Annotated in this window: 22 protein-coding genes; 12 read left to right on the plus strand and 10 right to left on the minus strand. The window is 72.6% G+C overall.

Features of this window, described 5'->3' with window-relative positions; genetic code table 11:
• Positions 1–3: 3 nt before the first annotated feature.
• The 6 genes from NL142_RS14230 to NL142_RS14255 all read right to left on the minus strand — a co-directional run bounded on the left by NL142_RS14230 (position 4) and on the right by NL142_RS14255 (position 4540).
• Entirely contained in the window at positions 4–462 is a 459-nt protein-coding gene (locus tag NL142_RS14230) for a hypothetical protein (RefSeq protein WP_435080231.1), read from the minus strand.
• 148 nt (positions 463–610) lie between these two features.
• Positions 611–1057, minus strand: coding sequence for a helix-turn-helix domain-containing protein (locus tag NL142_RS14235; RefSeq protein WP_051629233.1), 447 nt, complete (start codon positions 1055–1057; stop codon positions 611–613).
• Between the two features lie 101 nt (positions 1058–1158).
• Complete coding sequence (locus NL142_RS14240) at positions 1159–2313, minus strand: M23 family metallopeptidase (RefSeq protein WP_435080232.1); 1155 nt, start codon at positions 2311–2313, stop codon at positions 1159–1161.
• A gap of 17 nt (positions 2314–2330) precedes the next feature.
• On the minus strand, positions 2331–2465 hold the full coding sequence (locus NL142_RS14245; RefSeq protein WP_303054882.1) for a hypothetical protein: 135 nt from the start codon (positions 2463–2465) through the stop codon (positions 2331–2333).
• A gap of 441 nt (positions 2466–2906) precedes the next feature.
• A complete protein-coding gene (locus NL142_RS14250) occupies positions 2907–4301 on the minus strand; it encodes a MinD/ParA family ATP-binding protein (RefSeq protein ID WP_435080233.1) in 1395 nt (464 codons plus the stop codon).
• A complete protein-coding gene (locus NL142_RS14255; protein ID WP_194684377.1) occupies positions 4298–4540 on the minus strand; it encodes a hypothetical protein in 243 nt (80 codons plus the stop codon). The genes NL142_RS14250 and NL142_RS14255 overlap by 4 nt, the downstream gene beginning before the upstream one ends.
• Before the next feature lie 28 nt (positions 4541–4568).
• Between NL142_RS14255 and NL142_RS14260 the strand changes: the two genes are divergently transcribed.
• From NL142_RS14260 to NL142_RS14315, 12 genes are all read left to right on the plus strand, one after another.
• Complete coding sequence (locus tag NL142_RS14260; RefSeq protein WP_435080234.1) at positions 4569–5180, plus strand: DUF6668 family protein; 612 nt, start codon at positions 4569–4571, stop codon at positions 5178–5180.
• Between the two features lie 28 nt (positions 5181–5208).
• Positions 5209–5532: a hypothetical protein gene (locus NL142_RS14265; RefSeq protein WP_194634731.1), complete on the plus strand. Its 324-nt coding sequence runs from the start codon at positions 5209–5211 to the stop codon at positions 5530–5532.
• Positions 5533–5577: 45 nt separating this feature from the next.
• The gene (locus NL142_RS14270; protein WP_435080235.1) at positions 5578–6339 is read left to right on the plus strand and encodes a DUF8175 domain-containg protein; all 762 of its coding nucleotides are present in this window, start codon (positions 5578–5580) and stop codon (positions 6337–6339) included.
• 78 nt (positions 6340–6417) lie between these two features.
• A complete protein-coding gene (locus NL142_RS14275; RefSeq protein WP_435080236.1) occupies positions 6418–7176 on the plus strand; it encodes a DUF8175 domain-containg protein in 759 nt (252 codons plus the stop codon).
• A gap of 3 nt (positions 7177–7179) precedes the next feature.
• The gene (locus NL142_RS14280; protein WP_435080237.1) at positions 7180–8754 is read left to right on the plus strand and encodes a TrbL/VirB6 family protein; all 1575 of its coding nucleotides are present in this window, start codon (positions 7180–7182) and stop codon (positions 8752–8754) included.
• 12 nt (positions 8755–8766) lie between these two features.
• The gene (locus NL142_RS14285; RefSeq protein WP_012039405.1) at positions 8767–10275 is read left to right on the plus strand and encodes an SCO6880 family protein; all 1509 of its coding nucleotides are present in this window, start codon (positions 8767–8769) and stop codon (positions 10273–10275) included.
• A gap of 66 nt (positions 10276–10341) precedes the next feature.
• Positions 10342–12039 (plus strand): ATP/GTP-binding protein, encoded by a 1698-nt coding sequence (locus NL142_RS14290; protein WP_435080238.1) that lies wholly within the window; start codon positions 10342–10344, stop codon positions 12037–12039.
• Positions 12036–13808 (plus strand): type IV secretory system conjugative DNA transfer family protein, encoded by a 1773-nt coding sequence (locus tag NL142_RS14295; RefSeq protein ID WP_435080239.1) that lies wholly within the window; start codon positions 12036–12038, stop codon positions 13806–13808. Before NL142_RS14290 ends, NL142_RS14295 begins: the two co-directional genes overlap by 4 nt.
• Complete coding sequence (locus tag NL142_RS14300; protein WP_435080240.1) at positions 13805–14212, plus strand: DUF4913 domain-containing protein; 408 nt, start codon at positions 13805–13807, stop codon at positions 14210–14212. Before NL142_RS14295 ends, NL142_RS14300 begins: the two co-directional genes overlap by 4 nt.
• On the plus strand, positions 14209–15060 hold the full coding sequence (locus NL142_RS14305) for a hypothetical protein (protein WP_435080241.1): 852 nt from the start codon (positions 14209–14211) through the stop codon (positions 15058–15060). Before NL142_RS14300 ends, NL142_RS14305 begins: the two co-directional genes overlap by 4 nt.
• 283 nt (positions 15061–15343) lie before the next feature.
• Positions 15344–15856: a hypothetical protein gene (locus NL142_RS14310; RefSeq protein ID WP_435080242.1), complete on the plus strand. Its 513-nt coding sequence runs from the start codon at positions 15344–15346 to the stop codon at positions 15854–15856.
• Positions 15837–16214, plus strand: coding sequence for a hypothetical protein (locus NL142_RS14315; RefSeq protein ID WP_146080090.1), 378 nt, complete (start codon positions 15837–15839; stop codon positions 16212–16214). The genes NL142_RS14310 and NL142_RS14315 overlap by 20 nt, the downstream gene beginning before the upstream one ends.
• A gap of 18 nt (positions 16215–16232) precedes the next feature.
• Here the strand turns inward: NL142_RS14315 and NL142_RS14320 are convergent, their stop codons facing one another.
• From NL142_RS14320 to NL142_RS14335, 4 genes are all read right to left on the minus strand, one after another.
• On the minus strand, positions 16233–17486 hold the full coding sequence (locus tag NL142_RS14320; RefSeq protein WP_435080243.1) for a PP2C family protein-serine/threonine phosphatase: 1254 nt from the start codon (positions 17484–17486) through the stop codon (positions 16233–16235).
• Positions 17487–17639: 153 nt separating this feature from the next.
• Positions 17640–18968 carry a PP2C family protein-serine/threonine phosphatase gene (locus NL142_RS14325; protein ID WP_435080244.1) on the minus strand — a complete coding sequence of 443 codons (1329 nt, stop codon included), beginning with the start codon at positions 18966–18968 and terminating at the stop codon, positions 17640–17642.
• Positions 18968–19390 carry an ATP-binding protein gene (locus NL142_RS14330; protein WP_043584032.1) on the minus strand — a complete coding sequence of 141 codons (423 nt, stop codon included), beginning with the start codon at positions 19388–19390 and terminating at the stop codon, positions 18968–18970. Before NL142_RS14330 ends, NL142_RS14325 begins: the two co-directional genes overlap by 1 nt.
• Positions 19383–19721: an STAS domain-containing protein gene (locus NL142_RS14335; RefSeq protein ID WP_043584030.1), complete on the minus strand. Its 339-nt coding sequence runs from the start codon at positions 19719–19721 to the stop codon at positions 19383–19385. The genes NL142_RS14330 and NL142_RS14335 overlap by 8 nt, the downstream gene beginning before the upstream one ends.
• Between the last annotated feature and the right edge of the window lie 144 nt (positions 19722–19865).

The following is a 19865-nucleotide window of genomic DNA, read 5'->3' on the forward strand; positions in this document are numbered from 1 at the left end:
GCGTCAGACCGTGGATCCGTGTCGGCGGGTGAACGTGTCCTCGTACACGTCGTCCTCGATGAGGCCCAGGTCGGCAGCCTCTGCGACATCCGCGAACGTCCCCGGCGGGTTCACCACGAGATCGTCGTATCCGTCAGGCAGGGCTCGCGGCACATACGGATACCGCGCCAGCTCGTCCACCAACTGCTCCCGCTCCAGCATCCCCGCCGCGTACCGCTCGCAGATCTCCATCGGCAACGCGCCCGAGAACCCCTCCAGCGGCAGGCTCACCTCGCGCGCCGCGCGGAGCCTGGCGAGATCCTCCGGACGGAACACCCGCAGCTCCCGCGCCAGCTCCTCCTCGGGACGGCCCGCGTCCAGCAGTCGCCGCACCTCCCGCAGGTAGTCCAGCTCGGCTAGACGAAACCGGAGGAGCGCCGACGCCGCCGGCGCCACCTCCTCGGGAACATCGCGTGCGGTCATGCGGCAGCCTCCTCGTGCGGGTGGTCGGGTACGTGGTCGGTCAGGGGCCGCGAGCGCGGCCGAGCGGCCGTGGAGCGGATCCGGGTGCCAGAAGCAGCCAGGCTAGGGCAGGCGGCGACCCGCCTGCCGCCCCCGGGCACCGCGCGCGTCAGCTCGCCGCGCGATCGCCCTTCGGCACGAAGTCCACCCGCTGGTTGCTCGTCTCCTCGAGCAGCCGGCGGATCGCCGCCTTCTCGATCAGCCAGCGGCCGCCGGGGCGCATCGCCGGGATGACGCCGTCGCGCAGCCAGCCGAGGATCGCCGGCCGGCTCTTCTGGAAGAGCTCCATCAGGTCGCGGTGGGTGAGGTGGTCGGGGTAGGCGTCGAGCGGATGCGGGTACGGCTCGTGCGGCGGCACCGGCACGGTCGACGTGGACTCGAGCCACTCGCGCACCTCGGAGCGGAACGCGATCCAGGAGTGCGAGATGCGGTAGCCGGGGATGATGCCCTTCGCGAACCAGAGGCTCACGGTCGTCTGCCCGATCTGCAGGATCCGCTGCAGATCCGCCGACCGCAGGGTCGCCGGCAGGGCGTCCCAGGTGTCGTCGTCTGCCATGGGCGGATGCTGCTCCGGTCGGATCTGGCGCGGGATGCTCGAATTTACCCGCCTGAGCAATTATGGCCGGAGGACCCCCGTGCATCGCAACCCCGCTGGTCTCACGCGGACGCATGCCGGCACTCCCCGCCGCAGAGCGTCACGCCGAACGCGGCGAAGAACTTCTCGGGATCCACGTAGCCGCTCACCGGCGCCCCCTGCGTCTGCGACTGCGGCAGGCCGCTGACGCGCGGGTCGGTGGATCCCGCGACGTCGATGCGGATGTCGAGGTGGCACCCCGTCGACGGGCCGTTCGACCCCACCTTGCCGATCTCCTGGCCGGGGGTCACGCTGTCCCCCACGTGGACCTCCATGTCCGGCTCGTACATGTGCAGGTAGCTGATCGTGTAGCCCGCCGCCGACCGGATCGACACCGTGTACCCACCCGCGGTCGTCACGCTGCCTGCCTGCGCGGCGAGGACGGGCGAGCCGCACGAGTAGCCGCTCCGCCCGGAGGACGTCCCGGTCTCCCGCGTCTGGTAGTCGTTCGCCGGGTGCCACGAGGAGGCGCCCGCGGTCGGGCTCTCGCGCGGTCCGTACCCGGACGTCTGGTCGAAGGGGGCCTTCAGCGGGAGCACGGTGCCGCCTGCCGAGCAGCCGCCGACGGGCGCGGGCGTGACGGAGGGATCCGGCGTGCCGGTCGCGGCAGGGGTCGCCGCTGGCGCGGCAGCGGATGCGCCCGACAGCTGCGCGACCACGTCCTCGGCGGGCTGCTGGAACTGCCGGTAGTGGTACGGGTCCTTGTTGATCTGCACCTCGTGGATCGCGAGGGTCGGCTCGAGCGTCTCCCACCCCTCCACCTTCTGCAGCCGGGTGAGGAACAGCTTCGCGCTCGACGTCGGATCCATCCGCTCCTGCACCGAGCCCCACGACGACTGCTGCTGGAAGAGCCCGATCGAGTCGGCGATGGAGCCGTCGGGGTTCACCGCGTTGTCCCCGTAGTCGATGGCGCGGAGCGACGACTCGCCCATCGCGGCCATGACCCCGAGCACCTGCGCCTGCCGGGAGAGCCCGAGCCCGGCGGCGGCGTCCATGATCGCGGCGGCGTTGTCGAGCTGGTCCCCCGAGTAGCCGTCGACGGGCGTGCGCGGCCCGGTCGACGAGGACGCGGCGCCCTGCGTCGTGCACGCGGACGCGTCGTCGCCGCCGAAGCCGAAGAGCACCAGGAAGACGATCATCCCCATCAGCGCCGCGGGCGCGCCGACGAGGATCAGCACCCCCTTCCCGGCGCCGTTCACTTGTCGCGGACGGCCTGGATCTCGTCCGCCAGCCACGGAGCCGTGGTCGACGAGCGGATGAGGGCCACGTCGTAGTCGCCGTCGTCCGTCGGCACGCGCACGATGAGCGCGTAGGCGGTCGGCGCCGGCATGACCGTGCCGGTGCCGGTGACCGCGTGGGCCGTGAGCCGTGAGCCGCGACGGCATCGTGGGCACGAACGCCACCGCCCCCTGCTGCGACAGGAGCGGCGTCATCTGCTGCTCCCACGCGGCCTCGGCGATCCCGGGCTGCGCGTAGGTGCGCATGACCTCGTCTGCCGCGGCGAGCGCCGCCGCCTGCGATGCCGCGTCCGCCACCGGCTCGGGCTGGGCGGCGCCGTCGTCGTCCGTCGCGCCCGGGGAGGAGCTGCCGGCGTCGTTCGCGCCCGGCATCGAGTCGGCCGGGGACGCCGCGGGCGTCGTGCCCGGATCCCCCGGCCCGTCGCCGTGCACCGTGACGCTCGCGCAGCCGGCCGCCGTGAGCGCGAGGGCGGCCGCGAGCGCCACGGCACCCGCGGCGCGCGCGACGCGGATGCCCACGGCGGCGGCGCGCATCAGAGGCCGCGCGCCACGGCGGCGCCCGCGGAGAGCCAGGCCCGCTGCGTCTGCGCGCGGAGGGCCCCGTAGTTGAGGACGTCCGCGCCGAGGGCGGGGTCGTACGGGATGGCCACGACGTCGCGGGCGAGGGATCCGAAGCCCGTGGCGATCTTGTCCACCTCCGCCTCGCGCAGGTCGTGCTTGTGCGCGCTGACCACCACGACCGCGCGCTCCGCGAGCTCCGCGAAGTGGCCGCCGCGCTCGGCGAGCCCCTCGATGAGCAGGGCCGCCGACTCCGCCGCCTTGGCCTCGCCGATGGTGGGCACCACGATCTGGTCGGCGCGCTCGATGGCGCGCAGCCACATCGGATCGGTCTCGTCGTTGCCCGAGTCGATGAGCACCAGCCGGTAGAACTTGGCGGCGACCGCGTGGATGAGATCCACCGTGGTGTCGTCGAACCGCTGCTGCGTGGCGAGCACCTCGGGCTTCGAGCGGAGCACGTCGTAGCGGTCGCGGGTCTGGTGGTGGACGAAGTGCGCGAGGTCGGCGGACTGCGCGCCGGTGCCGAGGAGCCGGTCGACCTGCGGCAGGAGGTCGAGGATGCTCGCGTCATGCGGGCCCTGCTCGGTGCTCCAGCCGAGGGTGCCGCGCGTCTGGTTGTTGTCCCACGCGAGCACGCCCGCGCCGCCGTGCCGCGCGAAGACCGACGACAGGCAGATGGTGGTCATGGTCTTGCCGACCCCGCCCTTGCCGTTGACGACCGCGACCGTGCGGGGGCCGGGCCAGTGCTGGCTGACGAGGCGGGTCCACTCGCGCTCGCGGCGCTCGGCCTCGGACGGCGACATGCGGATCCCGAGCCGCGTGAGGGTGCCGCGCATGCCCTGCGACGCCGGCTCCTCCACCTCCTCGCGCGTGAGGAAGGACTGACGGGCGGCGCGGCGGGTGAGCTGCGGATCCGTCGATGCGGCGGGTGCTGCGGGCGGCGCGGTCGCAGCCTGCGCGGGTGCCGCCGGCGCGGACGCGGACGATGCGGACACCGGCCCGCCCGCGGTCGTCGCGGCCGCGGCCGACACGGGAGCAGGGACCGCCGGCGCGGGGTCGGCGGCAGCGGGTGCCGCGATCGCGTCCGCCCGGTCGAGCTCGCTGAGCGCCTCGATGAGCCCGTCCGGTGCGACGGCGAGCGCCTGGGATCCGAATCGGTCGCGCGTGGTGAGCCGCACCGCGCGCTGCATCTGCAGCGCCGTGCCGCGCACGCTCATCAGGATGCCGCGGCGGATCTCGTCCTCCGCCGCCTCCGCGAACGGCGTCGCGACGCCGTTGACGGTGAGGACCCCGGTGGCCCGGCCGTCGGCCGTGGGCGTGATGGTGGCGTCGATGCGGGGGAAGGCGGGCACGGTCGGGGCGTCGGTCATCTGCGGCTCTCGGTGAAGGGGGCGTCGTGCGGATCGTTCGGGACGAGATGCCGGGCCTCCCGTGTGGAGAGCCGGCCCGCGCGAGCGGTCGTGCCCGCCAGGATCGACGACGGCGAGACAGTCTCACGGAAAATGCGAGCAGGATCAAGCACTTGCGCCTGCGCAAGCACTTTGGCAGCATCACCGTGCAGCGTCCTGTCGACATCCCCCGCCCGGTGGATCACGCGTGAGGCGAGCACGAGACCCTTCGGGTGGGATGGGCAGGGCATGAGCGACAGCGGCAATCCGTGGGTGGTCGGCGCGCCCGCGGTCGTGGACACCCCCGCGTCTGACGCACCGCCCCTCACCCGGCGAGAGCGGCTCCGCGGACCCCGCGCACCCCAGCCGGCCACCGTCTCCGCGCCCGCGGCGACCGACCGCCTGCCCGTCCGCCGCGCGGACGGGACCGCCGAGCTCTGGTGGGTCGGCGCCCACGGCGGCGCCGGCGAGACCACCCTCGCGCGCCTCGCCGCCGGATCCCGCGCCGCCGGCCACGCCTGGCCCGCACCCGCCGCCGGATCCCCCGCCTCCCGCGTCGTCGTCGTCGCGCGCACCGACCACTCCGGCCTCCTCGCGGCGCAGCGCGTCGCCCGCGAGTGGGCCTCGGGCCAGGTCGCGGGCCTCGTCGACCTGGTCGGCCTCGTGCTCGTGGCGGATGCGCCGGGCCGCCGCCCCAAGGAGCTCCGCCAGCTGGAGCAGCTCGTCGCCGGCGGCTACCCGCACGCGTGGACCCTGCCATGGATCGACGCGTGGCGCCTCGGCCCCGCGGATCCTGCCGACATGGGCCGCGAGCACCAGCGGCTCCTCGCCGACCTGCAGCTCACCGCTTCCCCCCGCTGATCCCCCCCTTCCACGAGAGGTCCCCCGCATGTCCCCCACGCTCCTCGCGCTCGATGCCGTCCACCAGGCGTCGGCGCACATCCACCACGCAATGGACGCCGTCGCCATCGACGTGCCCGACGGCCAGGCCTCGGCCCCCGACGACTGGACCGAGAAGTTCGGCCGCATCATCGGCATCGCCAAGTGGGTGCTCCTGCCCCTCGCGGTGCTCTCCCTCATCGCCACCGGCGCGATGCTCTTCCGCAACAACCGGCACGAGGGCGGCGAGATCCAGGAGCGCCTCATCAAGATCGGCTTCGGCCTCTTCCTCGGCCTCGGTGCCGCGTCGCTCGTGAGCTTCGTGATCGCGTAGCGCGACCTCCCGCTTCCCCGCCGCCCGCTCCCCGAGAGGATCCCGTTGAGCACCCCCGCCCCGCCCGCCCGCACGCGCCCGCTCCTGATCGCGATCGTCGTGCTCCTCGCGCTGATCCTCGTGGGCGGCGGCATCGCGGCGGCGACGGGCGCGTTCTCGGGCGGCGGGGCGCCGGTCGCGGCGCCGACGGGCGACGCGGTCGCTGCGACAGAGCCCGACCTCTCGACGAGCGCACCTGCGCTCCCGGACGGCACCGCCTCCGTGTGCGGCCTCCCGGGATACGAGGAGACGAGCTCGCTCGCCACCGCTCCGCAGGCTCATTGGGTGATCATCGGCAACACGGCGGTCCCCCAGGACGCCACCACGACGGGGCCCGGGAAGGTCGAGGACGACGGCAGGTTCACCACCTGCTTTGCGCACACGGCGGCCGGCGCCCTCTTCGCGAGCATCAACTTCCTCGGCGTCGGCACCGACTCGCGCAACTTCCCTCGCCTCTACGAACTCCTGGCGGAAGGAGATGCCCGGGACGTGGCGCAGTCGGTCGGCTCGACCAGGGAGGCGCAGGACTCGTCGGGCGACTCCGGCGCGCAGGTCTCCGGGTTCAAGGTCGACCGGTACTCCGCAGATGAAGCCACTGTCGATCTTGCGCTCTCCTACTCAGGCAACCAGCCGCAGCTGATCAGCATGCCGGTCGTCCTCCGCTGGGAGCACGGCGACTGGAAGATCGTGTTCGGCACGGACGGTCCGCCCATCAAGCCGTCCTCGCTCACGAGCCTCGGGGGCTACATCCCGTTCGCAGGGCTGTGACGTGCCTGGCAGCACCAGCGAGATGCCCCTCACCACCTCCGTCAATCAGCCCCAGCCCGCTCGTCCGAGAGGATCCTCATGAGCACCCCCGCCACGCCCTTCCACAAGCGCCCCCTCTGGATCGCCATCGCGGCCTTCCTCGCCCTCGTCCTCGTGGGCGGCGGCATCGCGGCGACGGGGGCGTTCTCGGGCGGCGGGACGACCGCCGCGGCGCCGACGGCAGCCACCACGGATGAAGCGACGAGCACCGACGCCAGCAGTTCGCCTCCTCCCGGAGGGGCATCGGTCTGCGGCATCGCCAGCTATGAGGCGTCGGGCACGCTGACGAGCGCTCCGGAAGTTCGATGGCGGCTCATCGGCACCTTCGCCGCACCCGCCTCGCAGGAGGCCGGTCCGGGAAGCACGTCCTCAGATGGAGCCTTCTCGACGTGCTTCGCCCACACCCCCACCGGCGCGCTCCTCGCGAGCATCAACTACTACGCATCTCTGACCGACGGCCGCAACACCGTGCGCATCCCCGACCTCATCGCGGAGGGCTCGTTCAAGCAGAAGCTCAAGGACTACATCGCGTCGTCGAGCCCTGGACCCGACGGCGGTCGCGTGCAAGTTTCCGGATTCAAGATCGACCAGTACTCGGGCGACTCCGCGACGGTAGACCTAGCCATGAGCGTCGGCGACTCGGCAGGTGGGGCTTCCGGCACGCAGCTGGTCAGCTTCCCCACTGTCCTGAAGTGGGAGGCCGGCGACTGGAAGGTCGTCTTCACGGACAACGGTGCGCCCATCGCCCAGGCCCCCCTCAGCAGCCTCGGGGGTTACATCCCGTTCCGCGGAGCCTGACGCATGGCGGATGAGCCGGACTGCGGGAACTTCCTGAGCGCCACCCTCCATGCCGGCGATTGCACGAAGAAGGCCGTGTCCGACGTGGTCGTGAGCGCTGCCGGAGACACCCTCCGACAGCTCGTGCACGACGCGGTCGAGGCATACGGTCGCGTCATCGCCTCGCTCGGCACCATGTGGGTGCACGTGCCGAGCCCGCAGTTCACGAAGGGCGATGCCTCGACTGCCGGCTACACGCCGAACTCGACCGTCACGAGCGACTTCGACACCCTGCTCGGGTACATCGCGTGGATCGGGCTCATCGTGGCCGTCCTCTCGATCATCGGCTTCGCGATGCTCTACATGCGCGCCCGGTCGGAGGACACCGGGATGGACAGCCTGGGCCGGCTCGGCGTGGTGCTCGCCGGTGTCTTCCTGATCACGAGCGCCTCCTCGCTCGTCGCGTGGGTCATCCCGAACTCGGCTCCGGACGGGTCGAGCTCGACCGTGGGCTTCCTGCAGAACTCGACCTGGTACATCGTCCTCGCCATGGCGGTGGGATCCGTCGTGCTCGCCGGGATCCGCCTCGCGTGGACGCAGCGCACGCAGCCGATCGGCGAGCTGGTCCGCTCGCTGGTCACTCTCGTGATGGTCTCGACCATCGGGCTCACGGTGATCCAGCTCGCCGTCCAGATCGGTGACGTCTTCTCGGTCGGCGTGCTCAACGCCGCCACGAGCTGCGACGTCAGCGTCGTCGAGGGCAACTGCTTCGGCCGCAACATCGCCGCGCTCATCTTCCTCACGGACCAGTCGCCGCTCGGCGCCATCGGGATCCTCATCCTCGCGCTCATCGCCGTCTTGATCACGTACGTGCAGATCGCGATGATGGTGGTCCGCTCCGCGATGCTGGTGCTGCTCGCCGGGATCCTGCCGCTGACGGCCAGCTTCACGAACACGCCGACCGGCAACCAGTGGTTCCGCAAGTCCCTCGGGTGGCTCACCGCGTTCATCCTCTACAAGCCCGCAGCCGCCCTCGTCTACGCGGCCGCGTTCCGCCTCATCGGCACCGACCTGTTCGCGAAGGACGACCAGGGACCGTGGTCGATCCTCACCGGCATGGCGCTCATGCTCATCGCGCTCGTCGCGCTGCCCGCGCTCATGCGGCTCATCGCGCCGATGGTCGCGCCGGCCGGCGGGGTGTCGGGCGCAGCCGTCGCGGGTGCCGTGATGGGCGGGGCCGGCGAGGCCGCGTCCGGGGCGATCAAGCAGGCCGGCTCGATGGCGAGCAGGTCGAACGGCGGAGGTGGCGGCGGATCCGCTTCCGGTCCCTCCGGAGCAGCCAACGCGAGCGCGGGCGCCCGCAGCGGCACCGCCGCCAAGGGCGCGGCCGCCGGAGCCAAGGCCGGCGCCGGCGCGAGCGGCGCGGCAGCGGGCGGCGCAGCCGGCGGAGCGGCCGCCGCCGGAGCCGCGGCGGCGGGCCCCATCGGCCTCGCCGCGCTCGGCGTCGCGAAGCTCGCCGAGGGCGCCAAGAAGGCCGCGCACGCCACCAAGGGCGCCGTCGAGGACGCCGCGGGAGAGGGCCCCTCGGGGGCCAGGTAGGGACACGGATCCATGAGCGCCATCGAGGGCCGCGCCACCGCGCGCACGTACGGCAACTGGCGGAAGCCGCGCACCCGCGGCGTCGGCGGACTCGGCATGTTCCCGACGATGTTCGGGTTCGCCGGGGCCGTGATGGTCATCATCGTCGCCACCAACAAGGGACTCGTCGCCGGGGTGATCACGGCGGCGGTGTTCGCCGGCGTGCTCGCCGCGGTCGCGGTCAAGGACAAGCACGGGGAGTCGGGGATGATCCGGATCATGAACCGCGCGGGCTGGCTGTTCGCCCGCAACCGCGGCGCGCACCTCTACCGCTCGGGGCCGCTGGGCTTCGCGGAGTGGGGCACGGCGCAGCTGCCGGGCCTCGCCGCGGGATCACGCCTCACCGAGTGGAAGGACTCGTACGGCCGTCCGTTCGCGCTCATCGAGGTGCCGTCGACGAACGACTTCACGGTCGTGCTGGGGGCGGAGCCCGACGGATCCGCGCTGGTGGACCAGGAGCAGGTCGACATCTGGGTCGCCGAGTGGGGCTCCTGGCTCGAGGCGCTCGCCGACGAGCCCGGCCTCGTCGCCGCGTCCGTCACGCTCGAGACCGCGCCCGACACCGGCACGCGGCTCGCCTCCGAGGTGCTCGGCCGCATCGACGACCGCGGGTCCGAGTTCTCCAAGAGCGTGCTGCGCAAGATCGTGGCCACCTACCCGGCGGGCGCCGCGACCATCAAGGCGTACGTGGCCATCACCTTCGCGGGCGCCGCGCGCACCGGCGCCGCCCGCCGCAGCCCCGAGGAGATGGGCCGCGAGCTCGCCTACCGGCTGCCCGGCCTCACCTCGGGCCTCTCGTCCACGGGCGCGGGGGCGGCCCGGCCGCTCACGGCGCAGGACCTCTGCGAGGTCGTGCGGATCGCCTACGACCCGGCCGCCGCGATCCTCATCGACCAGGCGAACTCCGCCGGGCAGGCCACCGAGCTGTACTGGCCGGAGGTCGGCCCCACCGCGCACCAGGCGTCGTGGGACTCCTACCGGCACGACTCGGCGCTCTCGGTGTCGTGGATGATGTCGCAGGCTCCGCGCGGGAACGTGGGCGAGTCGATCCTGTCGCGCCTGCTCGCGCCGCACCGGCACATCGCCCGCAAGCGCGTGACGATGCTCTACCGGCCCATCGACCCGGCGCGCGCCGCCGCCATCGTCGAGGCCGACAAGCGCGACGCCGAGTTCCTCGTCGGCTCGACCAAGAACCCCACCGGCCGGTCGCGCAAGGACGTCATCGCGGCGTTCGCGAACGAGTCGGAGGAGTCGGGCGGCGCGGGCCTCGTGAACTTCGGGATGGTCGTGACCGCGACCGTGCAGGATCCGGCCACCATCGAGGACGCGCGCGCCGCGGTCGACAGCCTCTCCGCGCAGGCCCGCATCCGGCTCCGCGTGGTGCACGGCTCGCAGGACTCCGCGTTCGCCGCCGGCCTGCCGCTCGGCCTGGTGCTGCCGCGGCACCTGGCCATCCCGCACGACATCCGGGACCAGCTGTGATCCGCCGCCCGCGCGCCGCCCGCGGGGTCGCGTCCGCCCCGGTCGCCCGCCACGAGAGGAGCCCCCGTGCCCGCGCTTGACCAGGGATCCCGCAAGGTCGCCACCCGCCGCACCCGGAAGCTCGCCGCCGAGGCCGCCCGCGCGGCGTCGGAGGCCGAGGTCCGTCCCGAGGCGCCGCGGCCGACCCGGGCGGAGCGCCGGGCCCTCCGCACCGCCGCCCGCTCCCACCGCCGCCCCTCCCCGCGCGGCTGGCTCGGCCGCGCGCGCGGCGAGACCGTGCTCGTGCAGCCCGCCCCGGAGTGGCGCGGCACCACCGTGCAGGTGTGCGGGCTGTGGCCGTACGCCGTGGGATCCAGCAGCCCCATCAGCGGCGTGCCGCTCGGCCTGCACCTCGACACGGGCGCCACCGTGTGCGCCGACCCGATCTCCTGGTTCCAGTCCGGGATCATCTCCAACCCGTCGATCTTCGCCCTGGGCCTCCCCGGCCTCGGCAAGTCGACCCTCATCCGCCGCATGTGCGTGGGCGGAGACGGCATGGGCTACCTGCCGCTCGTGCTCGGCGACCTCAAGCCCGACTACGTCGACATGGTGCACGCGCTCGACGGCCAGGTCATCACGCTCGGGCGGGGTCGCGGGCACCTCAACGTGCTGGATCCGGGCGGCGCGATCGAGGCAGCCGAGCAGCTGCGCGCCGCGGGCTTCGAGCAGGAGCGGCAGCGCCTCATCGCCGACGCGCACGGCCGGCGCAACACGATGGTCTCGTCGCTGCTCACGATCCTCCGCAAGCAGGCGCCTGACGACGTGGAGGAGTCGATCATCGACGCCGCCCTGCGCGTGCTCGACGACGAGTTCCCGGGCATCCCCGTGCTCGCCGACCTGCTGCGCGTGATCCAGGACGCCCACCCCGCCGTGCGCGACGTGGCCGTCGACCGCGGCGACCTCGGGCGCTACCAGGAGATCACGCGCGGTCTCGAGGCCAGCCTCATCAGCCTCACGCGCGGCGGACGGCTCGGCGAGATCTTCGCGCAGCAGACCGACGTGGCGATGCGGCACGACCGGCCGGTGGTCTACGACGTGTCGTCCATCGACGAGTCGGACACCGACCTCCAGGCCGCCGTGCTCCTCGCCTGCTGGTCGCAGGGCTTCGGCACGGTGAACGTCGCGACCGCGCTCGCCGACGCGGGCCTGCAGCCCCGGCAGCACTACCTGATCGTGATGGACGAGCTGTGGCGCGCGCTCCGCGTGGGCAAGGGCATCGTCGACCGCATCGACTCGCTCACGCGCCTCAACCGGCAGCGCGGTGTGGGGCTCGCGATGATCACGCACACCATGTCCGACCTGCTCGCGCTCGCCGACGAGCAGGACCGCATGAAGGCGCGCGGCTTCGTCGAGCGCGCCGGCATGGTCGTCGCGGGCGGGCTGCCGCGCGCGGAGATGTCGATGCTCACGCAGGCCGTCGCGCTGTCGCGCTCGGAGCAGGACCTCGTGATGTCGTGGCAGAACCCGCCCGGCTGGTCGCCCGACCAGGAGCCGCCGGGACGCGGGCGGTTCCTCATCAAGGTCGGCGGGCACCCGGGGATCCCCGTGCACGTGGAGCTCACCGAGGAGGAGCGGCACATCAACGACACCAACAAGGCGTGGCACGCGACCGAGTCGTTCCCGGAGCCTGACGAGACGTCGGGGCGGCCGCCCGAGCCAGCCGTGGCAGGGACCGTCGACGGGTTCGACGCCGAGCGCGAGACCGTCGAGGCCGGCGCCGCATGAGCTCCGACCGCACCAACCGCCGCGCCGAGCCGGGGCGCGCGAACCCGGGCACGATCATCGCGACGTGGGCGATCGGCATCGCCGCCGGCCTGCTCGCGTCCGCCTGGGCCGGGCTCGCCGCGGCGCACGTGCTCACGGGCGAGGGCGCGGCGCTGCCCGGGGATCCGCTCGCCGTCGCCATCGCGCTGAAGAAGGGCGAGGTCGCGTGGACCCCGCTCGCGGTCGTGCTCGCCGTGGTGGTCGCCGCGCTGCTCACGGCCCTCACGGTCGTGGTCGCGCGCGCGATCCGCCGCCTCGGCCGCGGCCACACGCGCGTCGACCGCAGTGCCCGCTACCTCGCCTCCGCGTCCGACCTCGAGGAGCTGCGCGAGCGGGCGTCCCTCGCGAAGGCCGCGCGCCTCGGCGTGCCCGGGCGGCCCGGGCTGCCGCTCGGCCGCGACCTCCGCTCCGGCGGCATGGTCTACGCCTCGTGGGAGGACGTGGTCGTCGGCATCGCCGGGCCCCGCGTCGGCAAGACCACCTCGCTCGTGGTGCCGGCGATCCTCGCGGCGCCGGGCGCGCTCATCACCACGTCGAACAAGCCCGACGTCGTGCACGCCACCCGGGACCTGCGCGCCGGCGTCGGCACCGCGTGGGTCTTCGACCCGCAGCAGGTCGTGGACGAGGAGCCGACGTGGTGGTGGGATCCGCTCTCCTCCGTCACCGACGACACCTCCGCCGCCAAGCTCGCGGGGCACTTCGCCGCCGGATCCCGCGAGCCCGACGACCGCGGCGACGCCTTCTTCGACGCCGCCGGCAAGGACCTGCTCACCGGGCTCCTCCTCGCGGCGGCGCTCGACCACCGGCCCATCACGGACGTGCTCGGCTGGCTCACGGATCCGGACGAGCGCGAGATGGTGTCCGTGCTCCGCCGCGGCGGCTACCCGCTCATCGCGGACGACGTCGAGAGCGCGTCACGCACCTCGCCCCGCCAGCGCGACGGCGTGTACGCGACCGCGCGCAAGATGGCGTCGTGCGTGCGCAGCAGCCGCATCAACAGGTGGATCACCCCGGCCTGCGGCGACGCGGCCGCGGATCCCCGCCCCCGGCTCGACCCCGACGCCTTCGTCCGCTCCACCGACACCCTCTACTCCCTCTCGGTCGAGGGCGAGGGCACGGCCGCGCCGCTCGTCACGGCGCTCACGGTCGCGATCGTGGAGGCCGCCGAGCGCCTCGCCCGCACGCAGCCGGGCGGCCGCCTGTCCACGCCGCTCGTGTGCGTGCTCGACGAGGCCGCGAACGTGTGCCGGTGGAAGGAGCTGCCCGACCTGTACTCGCACCTCGGCTCGCGCGGGATCCCGGTCATGTCGATCTTCCAGTCGTACGCGCAGGGCGTCGACGTGTTCGGCCGGGAGGGCATGCGCAAGCTGTTCAGCGCCGCGAACGAGGTCGTGTACCTCGGCGGAGTGAAGGAGGCGGAGTGGCTGCGGGAGCTGTCCGAGCTCATCGGCGACTACGACCACGAGACGGTCTCGAGCTCCACGACGCGCGGCGTGCGGTCGACCAGCGTGCAGAACGACCGGCGCCGGATCCTCGACACCGCGGAGCTCGCCGAGCTGCCCCGCGGCCGCGCCGTGCTGCTCGCGTCGGGCGTGCGCGCCTCGATGATCGCGACCGTGCCGTGGATGGACGGCCCCGAGGCCGCCGTCATCCGCGCCTCGCTCGCGGCCGCCGACGCGCGTGCGGTATCCGGCTCGGCGACGGCACCGACGCCGGGGGCCGCGTCGTGACGGACGCGTTCGGCTGGGGCGACGCGCCAGCCGCATCCGCCTCCGGGGATCCGGTCTTCGCCGACGTGGACGCGTTCGTGCGCGACTTCCTCGCACCCACCTACCGTCGCGAGGTGAGCCCGCGCGGCGAAGGCCGGTGGGATCCGGAGTGGTGGCGCCACCCCGAGGCCGTCGCGCGGCTCGAGGCGCTGTGGCTGGCGTGGGAGGCGCTGCGATTCGAGGGCGCGACCGGCATGAGCGTCTGGTGGCGGGATCACGCCGACTACCACCTCGCCGTCCTCATGGGCCCGACCGGCCCCTTCGCCCGCACCTCCGCCACCACCGAGGCCGGGGAGCCGCTGCCGTGCGCGCCGCGGCCGGAGCCGGATCTGCTCGGCACGCCACCCGCGGGAGCGGCCTCGTGAAGCGCGAGGTGCCCGGCTGGTTCCGCCTGCTGCTCTGCTGGCCCGCGCTGCTCGTGCTCGGGATGGGGCTGCTGGCGCTCCTGACCGCGGCGGCGGATCCGTCGGTGCTCACTAGACCCGAGACGCTCATCCCCGGGCTCGTGCTCCTTCTCCTGTGCGTCGCGGCGGTGCGGACCCTGATCCGCGGCGCGCGCGTGCTGGCGGGCGTGATCCGCGGTGCCCGGCACGAGCTCGCCCGTCCGGCCCGCGAGGCGGCGGCCGCCGAGGACCTGGCAGCCAGGAGCGCCGCGGGCTGGGCGGAGGCGTGCCGTCTCCGGGCATCGCTGCTGCGCGGGGAGCGCCCGCCCGGGATCCCCGTCTGGGACGTCGTCGCCGAGCCCGGCGAGGTGTTCCTCTACGACGTGCAGGCGGACTACGAGCGCTACTACGGGCAGGACGTCACGTACACGCGCTCCAGCGCCTTCCTCGTCGGGAGCCCCGCGTTCGTGCTCGGCGGGATGGCGGTCGCTGCCCTCGGGAACGCATCCCGGCGGAGCGCGGCCGAGGCGCAGGCCGCCGAGCAGTGGCGCGAGCTGCAGCCCGTGCGCCTCGTGATCTCCGACCGCCGCCTCCTCTGCCAGGTCGGCGGCCGATGGCTCGCGTTCTGGTACGCGGGCATGACGGCCGTCTACCCCGAGGTGCGCGAGTGGGCGCTCGTCTGCCAGTTCCCGGACGTCGAGCCGCTCCGCCTCCGCGGCGTCGACGCCCCCATCGCCGCCGTGCTCACCGTGCTCGGCACGCAGGGCCTCGACGCGCTGCGCGACCACCCGAGCCTGCAGGCGCTGGGGGCGGTGCCGCCGCAATCCTGACGAGGGCCGCACGGAGTCATCAGAGCGAGACCATGGCGAGGCGGCTCGTCCGCTTCCTTATGGGCCATCGGACTCAGTCTGTAGCTTCCACGCCGCTCGTCAGCGCTCCCAGACTGGCCAGCTTTTTCGAACTAACACCGAGCTACGCTCTCAAAGCCGCCAGGTGGCGCTGTTGAGATCAGCCCCTCTGAACTCGTACCGCTTTTACAGAGACTGCAGCGGCTCCCGTTGCCCTCGGCCACCCCTTCGCGAGTAGCATGGCAGTAATCCACGAGAGGAACCTTTGGACCTGACTACCCCGCCCACGTGGATCGATGTCCTGGGCATCGCCCTGACGGTGGCCGGGTTTGTTGCAGCGTTCGTTCAGCTTGGGAGGACCCGAAAAGCAGCAAAAGTGGCAACGGACGCTCTTGCACGAGCAGAGTCCCGTCTCATTTCGGACCAGGTACTGGCCCTTCCGGGACAGTTTGGGGATATTGGGGCAGAACTAGACTACGTCTATGGAGGCGGTGCAGAAGAAGTAGCACGTTTCGCTCTTCTTCGCCTCCACGGGCTCTGTAATGAATCGTCGTCTATTCTCGCCGGTTTGGACAGTGACCAAAGCAAGTTGATCAAAAAAATCGAAAGACTGGGTCGTACCGCCTTAAAACAAAAAGGTGCTCTAGGTGGAGATGATTCCGCCAAACTTTTGGTCAGAGACGTCATTTCCGCAAATTCGGACGTCAGAGGTGGCCTAACAAAGTTAACTGCCGATATAAAGAATCGAGTGAGCGCAAATGCTATTGAAGCAAAGTGAGTGGTCGGCGTTGCTGGAGACGCTAATCAATCTGACTGAGCAAGATAAGGTCCGATGGATGACATCGGATTCCGTATATTCGGCAGAAGTTGGTACGGCCAAATACCAAATCGGTTCTGTCGACGAGGACGAGCAGCCTCCTTACTTCCTCTCGGTGACAGAATCGGGAGAAGAACTTGACATCTACGAACAACCCAGCTCGACGGGCAACAGCAATGATATTGCCAAAGCGAATCGGGCTAGCTTATTCAAGTTGAAATTTGCGATCGAAAGACAAGTTAAGGATGCTCCCGCCCGAATTGCGAAGCTAATGAGCGATCTTGAAGCTGTTGCCCAAGATCCCTTTGCAGGCATTTAGCCAATTGCCCTGCAGGAGTCAGGCGCCGCCCGCGTAGCGCACGCACACCGCCGACACGTCGTCGCCGACAGTGCCGCGCGCGGCGGCTGCGGCGGCCGCGTCCGCGATGCGGCCGACCGTCTCGGCGGCGTCCGCGGCCGTGCGGACCAGGTCGATGAGCGGCGCGACCGAGTCGAGGGATCCGTCGAAGAGGTCGAGCGCGCCGTCGGTGAACGCGAGGAGCCGGTCGCCGGGCCGCAGCTCGCCGGTTCGCGCCGCCCACGAGGCGCCCGGCACTACGCCGAGCGGCAGGCCGAGCGCCGGCAGCATCTCGTGGGTGTCGTCCGCGCGGATCACCACCGTGAGGCCGTGGCCGCCGTCGGCGTACGCGAAGCGGCCGGTGGATCCGTCGACGCGGCAGTGCAGGAACGTCGCGAACGTCTCGGTCGCGTCGAGGTCGGCCTGGAGCTGGGCCTGCACCGCGGAGACGGTGCCCGCGGCATCCGGACCCCGGTGCGCCTGGAAGCCCGATCGCACGGCCGACGCCAGGATCGCCGCGCCCGCGCCCTTGCCCATCACGTCGGCGATGGTCACGTGCAGGCCGTCGGCGTCCTCGCCCCACGCGTAGAAGTCGCCACCCACGCCGCGGGCCGGGCGGCTGATGCCGGCGAGGTCGAAGTCGGGCCAGAGCGGCCGGTCGACGGGCAGGAGCCGGCGCTGGATGTCGCCCGCGAGCTCCTCGTCCCGGCTGTCGCGGAGCTCGCGCTCCACCCAGGCGCCCATCTCGTCGAGCAGCTTCTCCTGGTCGGGCGCGAGCTCGCGCGGCTCGGTGTCGACGAGGCAGAGCGTGCCGACGGTCTGGCCGCCGGAGAGCAGCGGGCGGCCGGCGTAGAAGCGGATGTGGCGGGGGCCGGTGACCGTGGTGCGCTCGGCGAAGCGCGCGTCCTGCGTCGCATCGGGCACCACGAGGATGCCGGACGAGCGGATCGCGACGTCGCAGAACGACTGCGTGCGGTCCGACAGCAGGGAGACGCCCGCGGGCTGCGGCGACTTCGTGAACTGCTCGGCGTCGTCGACCAGGTTGATCTCGGCCACCGGCACGCCGAACAGCTCGCGCGCGACGCGCGTGACGCGGTCGAAGCGCTCCTCCGCGGTGGATCCGACGAGCCGCAGGTCGTGCACGGCCCGGAGGCGAGCCTCCTCGGCGGAACCGCGCAGGGTCGGGGCATCGCGGCTGGCGCGACCCGCGGGATCCGAGCCACCCGAGCGCGCGACGGTCTCCGGCATGGCCATGTGCTCCCCCTGGTGGATCGGGCGCCGTTCGCGCCGGGCGGATGCCGCCCGCCGCACGATCCCCCCGGACCGCGGCGCCTGCTTCGAGTGTATGCGCTGGTGTTCGGAGCCCACCCCGGATCGGAGGGGCTCCACAGCCAGCCGGGCGAGCCGTCACGCCTCGCGGCGCAGCACCACCACGGTCACGTCGTCGGGGTTCGCCTGGCCGCCGGCGAGCGCGGTGATCCGCCGCACCAGCTCGTCCGCCGACGCGGACGCGCGCGCCAGCTCGGCCACCCGGTCGACCGCGCGGAGGGTGCCATCGTAGAGGTCGAGCACGCCGTCGCTGAACGTGACGATGAGGTCGCCCGGGCCGAGCACGACCTCGTGCGCGCCCCACCCGGACGCGCCCGGCACGCCGACGGGCAGGTCGCTGGACTCGAGCCGCTCGTGGGTGCCGTCCGCGCGCACGACGGCGGAGAGGCCGTGGCCCGCGTCGGCGTAGAGGACGGTGTGGTCCTCGGCGCGCACGCGGGCGTGGAACACCGTCGCGAACGACGCCGCGGCGCTCATCTCCGCGGTGAAGCAGTCGGCGGTGCGCTCGATCGCGGCGACGGGATCCGGCACGTTCTTGGCGCTGCGCACGACCGCGCGCGCGGTGGCCGCGATGATGCCCGCCCCCACGCCCTTCCCCATCACGTCGCCCAGGGTGAACGCCAGGCCCTCCTTCACCGGGTACCAGTCGAAGAAGTCGCCGCCCACGGCCTTGGACGGCAGGCACGCGCCCGCGACCTGGTACCCGGCGAGCGGCACGGTCGTCTTCGGCAGGAGCGCCTGCTGCACGATGGACGCGCGGGTCAGCTCCTCCTCGCTCACCCGCTCCCGGTCGCGAGCGGCCTCGAGGCTGAAGCGGGTGCGCCGGGACAGCTCGTTGACCACGAGCGCCGCGACCGCGAAGGCCAGGGCGCTGAAGAACCCGCGCCACAGCTCGTTCGCGTTCTGCGAGCCGAGCCGGAGCAGGAGCGGCAGGCCGAGGCTCACGTAGACGCCGACGAACGCGACGAGCACGTTCCAGCGGCTCGGGTTCAGGCTGAACCAGACGACCGGGAGGATCACCAGGGACCCGAACACGGACGCGCTCTCGCCCGTCCCGATCCGCAGCAGGCCGACGGCGAGGAAGTCGAGCGCGGGCACGACGACGGCGAAGCGCGCGAGGTCCAGGCGCAGGGTGACGACGACGGCGAGCAGGGTGGCGAGCACGAGGATCCCGCACGAGACGAGGAGCGCGCGCGGCGCCGTGATCCCGAGCGTGGGCACGACCATGCTCGCCAGCACCGCGAGCACGAAGAGCGCCAGCATCGGCAGCTGCTTGAGCATGGGGGTGGGGCCGGACGTGCCGGCGGATCCGGACCGGGCGGCGGACTCGGGGATCCAGGTCGCGCGGCCGACCCACGCGGGGAACGGGAACGCGGCGAGACCGGACGCGCGCGCGGGCGAGCTCATCAGGACGCCTCGGGCTCGATCCGGGTCCGGCGGACGCTCCACACGTTCTCGCCGCCGACCCGCTCGTAGGTCAGCTCGTCGCAGAGCATCTGCACCATCGCTAGGCCGCGGCCCGACTCGGCGTCGGCACCCGGCATCTCGCGCGTGGTGAGGCGGAAGTCGCCCGGCTCGGATCCGTCGCGCAGCCGCGCGCTCATCACGCCGTCGTCGACGGTGACGCTCACCACGCACGTGACGCCCTGGCCGTCGTCGGCGTGCTCGATCACGTTGGAGGCCAGCTCGATGAGCGCGGTCTCGAACGCCATCCGGTCGAGCGCGCCCACGTCGGGGCGGTCGTCCCAGAGGCCGGCGACGAGCTCGTGGACCGCGTCGACGTCGTCGGGCGGGGACTGGAGCGTGAGGCTGCGGGTGGTCTCAGTCACGGTAGGCCGCCTCGGCCGTCGGGGTGGAGATCAGCACCCGGTCGAGGTTGGAGAGCTGCAGCACCATCTGGACCTGCGGGCCGGGCGCCGAGATGCGGAGGTCGCCGCCGGCGTCGCGCGCGGAGCGGAGGCCGGCGATGAGGGCGCCGAGGCCAGAGGAGTCGATGAAGTCGACGCCGGCGAGGTCGACGACGATGCGCGCGGGCGCGGGATCCAGCGCGTCGTGGATCGCCTGCCGGAGCTCGGGGGCCGCGGCCATGTTGAGCATCCCTGCGGCCGTGACGACGGTGACGTCGTCCTCGCGTCGTGCGGTGGCGGTCGTGAGCGCCATGCGTCCCCCTCGGGTGGTCCGTGCACCGGCGTCGGCATCCCCCGATGCGGCCGGCGGGCGGCGCCGGTCCCCCGCGGTCCCCCGCGCGGATCCCCTGCCTCCACCGCGCTCATCCTCTCATCCATCGTCCGAGGAAATACGATG

Origin of the sequence: Clavibacter quasicaliforniensis (genome assembly GCF_051201715.1) — a bacterium.
GTDB lineage: Bacteria > Actinomycetota > Actinomycetes > Actinomycetales > Microbacteriaceae > Clavibacter > Clavibacter seminis.

Coding starts and splice junctions, on each gene's coding strand:
- NL142_RS14265 (WP_194634731.1), top strand. CDS start 5,209: ATGTCCCCCACGCTCCTCGCGCTCGATGCCGTCCACCAGGCGTCGGCG.
- NL142_RS14280 (WP_435080237.1), top strand. CDS start 7,180: ATGGCGGATGAGCCGGACTGCGGGAACTTCCTGAGCGCCACCCTCCAT.
- NL142_RS14260 (WP_435080234.1), top strand. CDS start 4,569: ATGAGCGACAGCGGCAATCCGTGGGTGGTCGGCGCGCCCGCGGTCGTG.
- NL142_RS14235 (WP_051629233.1), bottom strand. CDS start 1,057: ATGGCAGACGACGACACCTGGGACGCCCTGCCGGCGACCCTGCGGTCG.
- NL142_RS14320 (WP_435080243.1), bottom strand. CDS start 17,486: ATGGCCATGCCGGAGACCGTCGCGCGCTCGGGTGGCTCGGATCCCGCG.
- NL142_RS14245 (WP_303054882.1), bottom strand. CDS start 2,465: ATGCCGGCGCCGACCGCCTACGCGCTCATCGTGCGCGTGCCGACGGAC.
- NL142_RS14285 (WP_012039405.1), top strand. CDS start 8,767: ATGAGCGCCATCGAGGGCCGCGCCACCGCGCGCACGTACGGCAACTGG.
- NL142_RS14335 (WP_043584030.1), bottom strand. CDS start 19,721: ATGGCGCTCACGACCGCCACCGCACGACGCGAGGACGACGTCACCGTC.
- NL142_RS14250 (WP_435080233.1), bottom strand. CDS start 4,301: ATGACCGACGCCCCGACCGTGCCCGCCTTCCCCCGCATCGACGCCACC.
- NL142_RS14295 (WP_435080239.1), top strand. CDS start 12,036: ATGAGCTCCGACCGCACCAACCGCCGCGCCGAGCCGGGGCGCGCGAAC.
- NL142_RS14230 (WP_435080231.1), bottom strand. CDS start 462: ATGACCGCACGCGATGTTCCCGAGGAGGTGGCGCCGGCGGCGTCGGCG.
- NL142_RS14315 (WP_146080090.1), top strand. CDS start 15,837: ATGCTATTGAAGCAAAGTGAGTGGTCGGCGTTGCTGGAGACGCTAATC.
- NL142_RS14325 (WP_435080244.1), bottom strand. CDS start 18,968: ATGAGCTCGCCCGCGCGCGCGTCCGGTCTCGCCGCGTTCCCGTTCCCC.
- NL142_RS14275 (WP_435080236.1), top strand. CDS start 6,418: ATGAGCACCCCCGCCACGCCCTTCCACAAGCGCCCCCTCTGGATCGCC.